The organism is Streptomyces olivochromogenes (assembly GCF_021538895.1).
Lineage (GTDB): Bacteria > Actinomycetota > Actinomycetes > Streptomycetales > Streptomycetaceae > Streptomyces > Streptomyces olivochromogenes_A.
Genome location: NZ_JADDRL010000103.1, coordinates 26328 through 32976, shown reverse-complemented (window position 1 = coordinate 32976; position 6649 = coordinate 26328). Strand labels below are relative to the sequence as shown.

The following is a 6649-nucleotide window of genomic DNA, read 5'->3' as shown; positions in this document are numbered from 1 at the left end:
GGCGCTGGGCTCTCCCCCCACTCCTCCTGCCCGTCGGGCCCGAGCAAGCCGACCCCCCGGCTGTGAGAGGGGATCGGGGATGCCGCCGACTCGGACGAGGCGGGGTTTCAGGTGGTGTCGGCGGCTGGGTCCTGGCCGACGAGGTAGATCCGTTTGCGGAGTTCCGTCTCGGCCCAGTCCAGGTCAGCTCGTAGGTCGAGCCAGACCCGGTCCTTGCGTTTGCTGGGCTGGTCGAGTCTGACGGCGACCCAGGAAAACGCGCCCTGGAGGATCTCCCGTTTGTGTCCGGGGCTGGTCACGGAGAGCGCGAAGGGCAGGGCGATGCCGGCCCGGGTCACGATCATGTGGCTCGCATCGTCCGGTCGGGGGCGGCCTCCGGTGAGGTAGCGCGGAACGTCGAGGACCTTGATCCACTCCAGAACCGCTCCAGGGACCTGCTCGTCCAAGATCCCCGCGATGGAGTCGCGCACCGCGACGGCGGGTTGTTCACCGAGCCAGTCCAGCCAGTGCTTGGAATCCGTGAGCTTGGTGAAGTCGTCCTTGGGTGGGCCGTAGTTCGGATTCTCCACGAACTCGCCGGTCAGCTTCCCGTCCTCGCCGACCCGCCAGACACCCTGGACGGCTTCCCCCGGGACGTAGCCGTTGGGGTCGCCAATGAGGTCAGGATCGATCACCGCAACCGACCCGCCCGGGTTCGCAGCCGCCTCCGCGACGAGCTCGGGCGGAGGTGACTGCAGAATGCGACGCCGCTCGGCCGATATGTCCCCCACGTAAGCAACCCTTCGCCTGGTTCGTCTGAGGAGGTCAGCACCACCCCGCCTGGGGCATATTTCCATGAGCGCTGTCGACCGACGCTTCAGGGGCTGGATTGAAGCCGGTTCTCATTACGGATCATGCGGAGGCTGGTGCGGGCGGCGGCGAGGTCGTTCTCGAGCGCGGTGACTTGTTGCTGGAGCTCTGCGTTCTTGGTGGCCGTCTGCCGTTCCACTGCGGACAGCCAGAGGTTCTCCTCGGTGAGTTCGTTGATGCGGTCGACCAGGTCGTGGTTGCCGAGTTGTTCGACCTGCTGTCCGAGGTGAAGTCGGGCCTGTTGCCGCAGGTGGTCGTTCTCGCTTTGGAATCGCTTGATCTCCTGGCGCGCGAGCAGGAGGTCGGTCTGCTTGCTGGCGGCGGAGACCTTCCTTCCGCTCTGCCGGTCCTGATGGCCTTGGGCGGCTTGGCGGGCGCGTGCGTGGTCGATGCGTTTACGGAGGACCCGGTGCATAGGCAAGGGCCCGAGCGGCTGCTGAGAGCAGGCGCCGTGCGCGGGAGTACGAGGGTGTGCCCGCGGAGATCGTGGAGTTGCTGGAGTCAGAGGGCCTCCTGCCGGAGTCGATGAAATTGCCCTGACCGCAGGATAGGGACAGCTCTGCCCAACTCCACTCGATGACAGATGTGTTGGTGTGCGGTCTCACCGAGAACTCCATAGCGCGACCGGATCGCGTCGTGTCGTGCGGAGAGAGGTGGGGTACGGCTTTTGGCATCGGCCGTCGTGGGGGGAGGCTGCGGGGTGGGGAAGGCGAGCCGGGCCAAGCGGGAGCGCAGCAGGGACAAGGCCGGGCAGTGGACGGCGGCGAGTGCGGCACGGGCGGCGCACCGCCTGCGGGAGGAGACACAGCGGTGTCTGGCCGGCAATCCGTGGGTGCAGATGATGCTCGCTTCCAACATGAACAACGTCATCACCGAACTGCGCGGCGTGCTGTTGCACAGCGATCTCGCGGACATGGCCGCCCGGCCCGAGGGCCTGGAGTGGGATGCGGCGCTGTCGATGACGCTGGGCAAGCAGGGCTACCGGCCGCCGTGGCCGCGGGAGCCGCGGGAGGCGGCCGCGTGGGAGATACGCCAGATGGGGAAACTGCTGCGGCAGGCCGAGGTTCTCGTCATCTCTCCGGCCGCGCACGCTGCGGTCATGGCGGCGGCCGCCACCCTTGAGCCGGCCGACGTCAGCACGCTGGACCGTGACCGGGACATCCTTGTGCCCACCGGGCTGCTGGTGCTGCCCGAGCCGGTCGTGGTCGTCAATCGCACCGGCTCCCTGTCGGACACCAAGGCTTTCGGCTGGCAGTTCATCACCCAGCACCAGATCCTGCCCTCCGCCCAGTACCCCGGCGTGCGGGTGACGACGTTCATGGACCGGGACGGGCCCGTGCAGCCGCCTGGATGGCAGCAGGCAGTCTCCCAGGCGCGCGCTTCCGGAAGTCCGCTGCCGCCGCTGATGCCGGACGGCATGTACGGGATGCGGGGTGATGCGTGCCTGGCGGAGGAAAGCAGTGAGGTACTTGCAGATCTGTCCGAGCACCACCGCCAGCTCCAGAAGGCTCTCACCCAGGCCTCCGGGTGGCGCTCCGAGCCGGTCCCCGAGATAGGGGAGTGGGGCGGCGGCCATGTGGAGGACCCGTACGACGACTTTGTGGGCCGCTACATGTTCGCCTTCTGGCGGCTGATCGCCCAGGGCGTGACGGCCGTCGGCCCGTCTCAGGCCGCACCCGGGGTGCGCACAGCCGCAAACGGGCCTGACGGCTCTGAACCGCGGGACCCCGATGTGCGGGTTATCCGGCTCGCTGCGCCCTCTCCCCGCCCGTCGGATGCGGCGGGGGAGACCAAGCGGGTGTACCACCACCGGTGGCCGGTGCGGATGCACAAGGTGAGGCAGTGGTACCCCAGCCGTCAAGAACACCGCGTGATCTGGCGCGGCCCCTACATCAAGGGGCCCGCCGATGCGCCGCTGATGACGGGCGAGAAGGCGTATCTGGTGGACTCGTAGACCGGGTGTGACCGCGGCGGCTGCGCCCGTCAGGTCGTCGGCTGGGGTAGGCATGAGCGGCGGCGAGTCCCCCCGCCGCCTGGCCAGCGAATGGTCACATGCCGGGAGCTGGGACGGCCCGGAGAAGGCCGGCAGCGATTCCGATCAGGGCTTCTGCCTCCCCGCGGCGATCCGCTCGTCCGGATCGGCGGACGATGCCGACTGCTCGGCGCGGGCCGCGGGCGTCCCGCCCGCAGGCGGGGCAGCGGCGGCAACACCGCGGTGTTCGCGGTCCCGCAGCACCCACTCACGCAGGGTGGCCCTGTTGATGCCCGGGTCAGCGGCGATGCTCTTGTGTGTCGCCCCGGGCGCGGACTCGTACAGGGCCACGGCATCGGCCTTGAACTCGTCCCGGTAGTCCTTCATCGCCATCGGCGGTCTTCTCGCTTCCTCCGGATCAAGCAGATCCAGTATCAGCGTGTCCACCACTCAGGGGGAGGCCCCGGTCATAGACATAGCGAGTTGGTGTCGTGTCGGTCAAGTCGGCGCGCGGTGGAAGTGCAGCAGCGCGGATTCTGGCTTGCAAACGGCCAACGCGCGTCTCAGAGAGCCCTGTTATCGATGTGGCGGCTGTGATGGGATCGCAGCAATGGTGGGGTGGCTCAAAGGCGCGCCTCATCAAGGAGGCAACTTCAGGGGGAAGTTTTGCACTTGAAGAGATTGCTGTTATCCGCTGTCGCAGCGGCTGGGGTACTCGGCGCAATGCTCCCGGCAGGTCCGGCCGCTGCTGATCCGGCAACCGCACTGCATGCCGCCAAGCCTCGGCCTGTGGCCGTGACTGGCCTGGGTTCCGAGCCGGCGGCCAAGCCCGCTGAGAACCGCGACATCCAAGCTGCGGCCGAGAACTGCTCGACCCCAAACGCTGACGGGGCGGGGGCATGCCTGCGGCCGATCCCGGCCAGTAGGCAGTCGACGCTTCTTCACGGGAGTCCCACCCCTCAGGCGGGCGTGAACCCCCCGCAGTGGTGTGAGGACGCCCGCGGTCGGATCCTTGGGACCCGGGAAGCCGTTTGCTGGGTCGCCGGCCTGAGCTACGAGACGTACCGCACCGTGAATGGCCAGCGGCAGACGACCGGCAAGGCCGAGATGAACGTCATCAACTACAGCTACGGCGACTCCGGGCTGCCCACGTGGGCCTATCAGATCGAAGTGTCTGCCTACAGCGGCTGGGGCGACGCCATGAAGGCGTCCATCAGTGGTAAGGCCACCAAGAGCGGCGCGTGCAAGGTCACCGAGTCAACGTTCCCCTCGAAGAAGCTGGCCCCGCTGAATTCATGGAAGCTGGGCGAGTCGTTCTTCGACACCACGGCCACCCGCCAGGGCGCGATCGGCCACTGCGCCACCACATGGACGCTGACCTTTACGAACGCGCCCTACACCCCGGCAACAACCACATACAAACTCAACGAGTTCCGATGCGACAACGCCACCGCGGGCCGGTCTCGGGTCGGCTGCGTCGTGCCGTGGTACGCCTCTGCGCTCATCTACAGCAAGAGCAGGGCACCAGAACTCGCATCCCACATCACTCGCGCCCAGAACTCGGGCCTGCCGGGGGCTACCTTCAAGCGCCCCCTGACCCGGACGACCAACGCGACAACGATTGCCCGGAACCGGGACCGGGCATGCCCGCCCCGTGAGACACGGCCCCACGGGAAGACCTGCGACGAATATCCCGTGGCCACGTCGAAGCAGGGCCTGTCCGCCGGTGGCGAGCGTCGCAGCTTCCCGGGATGCTCCATCCGAGGAGTGCCCTCGCGTACGGGGCCCAAGGGCGCGAGTGCCTGCATGATCAGCGAGGCAGACCAGGACTACCAGGGCGGGAAGAACAGCGGCTTCTACAAGGCCGAACGGATGCTTGACGGAGACCCCTTCCGGGTCCTGATCGGCAACTGACCACCTCAGGATGCGGGTGCTGCGGGTTCTCCGCAGCGCCTGCATCTTTTCCCTTCCCCCCGGTAGCCTCGCAGACGTGACCACATCGTCTGTCATGTTCGTCAACGAAGGAATGTTCGCCGTCTCGGACGAGGCCGAGGAGCCAGTGGAAACAGCGCGCTGGTCGAACGGTCTCGCCGCTCCTATGCAGTACGGAGCATGGATCCTCACCGGCATCAACACCGGAAACGTCCGCGTGCGCGCCGATGTCCTTGACGCCGCACCGCCTGTGGATACGTCCTCCTGGGACGAGATCGTCGAGATCAGTGTGCAGTCCGTCCTTGGAGATCTGCGCATCCACTCCGGCTACGAGATCACACCCGATGATCTTCCGGTGCTCAATCCCTGCGGGCCAGGCTGGTACCGGATGCGTGTCCACGCTCGGGGCCGTTCAGTCAACCCGGACGGTGTCAGCCAAGAACCGGTCGAGGACTATCTCATCACCATCTGGCCCCAGGAACAGGCGGCGTCCGAGGTTCTCCGCACCAGTGAGAGGATCGAAGAGGCGCTGCGCATCAATGCCGGTGAGACGCCAGGGAAGCCTCAACCTTCCCCCGAACAGGAGCCAGCTCCCAAGCCGCCTATCACAGCCGAACGGGCACGGCTTCTGCGTCACCTGAAACGTGGCTAACCACCGAGCCGTGTGTCCGGATGATCTCCGCGAGGAGCGTCACGGCAAGCGCGATCACCGCGCCGACGATCACCGCCAGCAGTGAAATCATCTTCGAAAACCTCTCTGCTTGACCATCGGAGTCAGCCCGGCAGGGCCCCTCCCCGCGTGCCATGGATCCAACCGCCGAGAGGAAGGCGCGGGTCTACCACCACCGGTGGCCGGTGCGGATGCACAAGGTCCGGCAGTGGTACCCCAGCCGTCAGGAACACCGGGTGATCTGGCGCGGCCCCTACATCAAAGGGCCCGCCGATGCGCCGCTGATGGCGGGGGAGAAGACATACCTCGTGGACTCGTAGACGTCCGGACAAGCACATAGCGGGCTCAACGGGAATCCGCCGAGCCTGCCTCTTGCGCTTGGTACGAAAACCGCGATGCCGTTCCCTGACGCTGTGCCGCCTTCTAATCTCGGCTCATGGACTGGTTGATGGCCGCGTGGGTGGGGGTGGCTGGTGGCGCCACCATGGAGGCCGTTGACGTCATCAAGTCCATCAAGTGGCACCGCAAGATGCCATGGAACGTGCAGCCGGACACGATCGAACCTCCGCGGCGCCAGCCCGATGTGCGGCCGGGAGAGGAGCAGTTACCCGCGCCCGGCTGGCAAGGTTACTGCGTTGCCGCAGTGCTGCGGTTGTTCGTAAGCGGGGCGCCGACAGGCGCACTCGCCGCGACGTACCCGCACAGTGTGAACCCGCTCGTGGCCTACATGGTCGGCCTAGGGGCGCTGTCAGTCGTGCAGCAACTTGCCTCGCTGGTGCCCCTAGCGGTCAAGAGCGCCGGCCGGGCTGCCTTGGGCGGTGTGGTTGAGGAGGCACAACAGCAAACCGTTCAGCAATATCCAAACGGTCATGGGCCGACCAATGGTGTTCCTGGCCCGACGCCACCTGGCGGTAGCACCACACACATTCCGCAGCCAGGTACCGGCATCACCGCGCCACAGGGACCAGCGGACGCCGGGGGGCAGGTATGACCCTGGCTGCTGAGTCCTTCACCGGCCGCGTCCTGGCCGTCTTCTCACGACGGTCCCCAGGCTTTCGGCCGGCCGCTGTGCCGTCCAGGCCCGCTGCCACTCGGGTGCAGACCGTCGTTCCGCCCGTTCCTTCGCCTGCTAGCGCCCCCGAAGCCCCCGAAGCCCCCGAAGCGCCTGAAGCCTCTGAACCGCCTGAAGCTTCTGAACCGCCTGAAGCACCGCCAGCCGACATGGA

At 67.0% G+C, this 6649-nt stretch carries 8 protein-coding genes; 5 read left to right on the top strand and 3 right to left on the bottom strand.

Annotation, left to right across the window (positions count from 1 at the left end):
- Positions 1-107: 107 nt before the first annotated feature.
- Positions 108-674 carry a hypothetical protein gene (locus tag IPZ69_RS36090; protein ID WP_235458918.1) on the bottom strand — a complete coding sequence of 189 codons (567 nt, stop codon included), beginning with the start codon at positions 672-674 and terminating at the stop codon, positions 108-110.
- 182 nt (positions 675-856) lie between these two features.
- Entirely contained in the window at positions 857-1264 is a 408-nt protein-coding gene (locus IPZ69_RS36085; RefSeq protein ID WP_235458917.1) for a hypothetical protein, read from the bottom strand.
- A 285-nt stretch (positions 1265-1549) separates the two neighbouring features.
- On the opposite strand from IPZ69_RS36085, the gene IPZ69_RS36080 reads away from it, so the two are divergent.
- On the top strand, positions 1550-2803 hold the full coding sequence (locus tag IPZ69_RS36080; RefSeq protein ID WP_235458916.1) for a hypothetical protein: 1254 nt from the start codon (positions 1550-1552) through the stop codon (positions 2801-2803).
- A gap of 144 nt (positions 2804-2947) precedes the next feature.
- On the opposite strand, the gene IPZ69_RS36075 is transcribed toward IPZ69_RS36080, so the two are convergent.
- Positions 2948-3214 carry a transposase gene (locus IPZ69_RS36075; RefSeq protein ID WP_235458915.1) on the bottom strand — a complete coding sequence of 89 codons (267 nt, stop codon included), beginning with the start codon at positions 3212-3214 and terminating at the stop codon, positions 2948-2950.
- A gap of 396 nt (positions 3215-3610) precedes the next feature.
- On the opposite strand from IPZ69_RS36075, the gene IPZ69_RS36070 reads away from it, so the two are divergent.
- From IPZ69_RS36070 to IPZ69_RS36055, 4 genes are all read left to right on the top strand, one after another.
- On the top strand, positions 3611-4735 hold the full coding sequence (locus tag IPZ69_RS36070; protein WP_235458914.1) for a NucA/NucB deoxyribonuclease domain-containing protein: 1125 nt from the start codon (positions 3611-3613) through the stop codon (positions 4733-4735).
- Positions 4736-4811: 76 nt separating this feature from the next.
- A complete protein-coding gene (locus IPZ69_RS36065; RefSeq protein ID WP_235458913.1) occupies positions 4812-5405 on the top strand; it encodes a hypothetical protein in 594 nt (197 codons plus the stop codon).
- A 152-nt stretch (positions 5406-5557) separates the two neighbouring features.
- A complete protein-coding gene (locus IPZ69_RS36060) occupies positions 5558-5743 on the top strand; it encodes a hypothetical protein (protein WP_235458912.1) in 186 nt (61 codons plus the stop codon).
- Positions 5744-5859: 116 nt separating this feature from the next.
- Positions 5860-6414 carry a hypothetical protein gene (locus tag IPZ69_RS36055; protein WP_235458911.1) on the top strand — a complete coding sequence of 185 codons (555 nt, stop codon included), beginning with the start codon at positions 5860-5862 and terminating at the stop codon, positions 6412-6414.
- Positions 6415-6649: the final 235 nt, after the last annotated feature.

Bases quoted from the DNA above. Each gene is read 5' to 3' on its own strand.
- IPZ69_RS36085 (WP_235458917.1), bottom strand. From the start codon at position 1,264: ATGCACCGGGTCCTCCGTAAACGCATCGACCACGCACGCGCCCGCCAA.
- IPZ69_RS36075 (WP_235458915.1), bottom strand. From the start codon at position 3,214: ATGGCGATGAAGGACTACCGGGACGAGTTCAAGGCCGATGCCGTGGCC.
- IPZ69_RS36060 (WP_235458912.1), top strand. From the start codon at position 5,558: ATGGATCCAACCGCCGAGAGGAAGGCGCGGGTCTACCACCACCGGTGG.
- IPZ69_RS36055 (WP_235458911.1), top strand. From the start codon at position 5,860: ATGGACTGGTTGATGGCCGCGTGGGTGGGGGTGGCTGGTGGCGCCACC.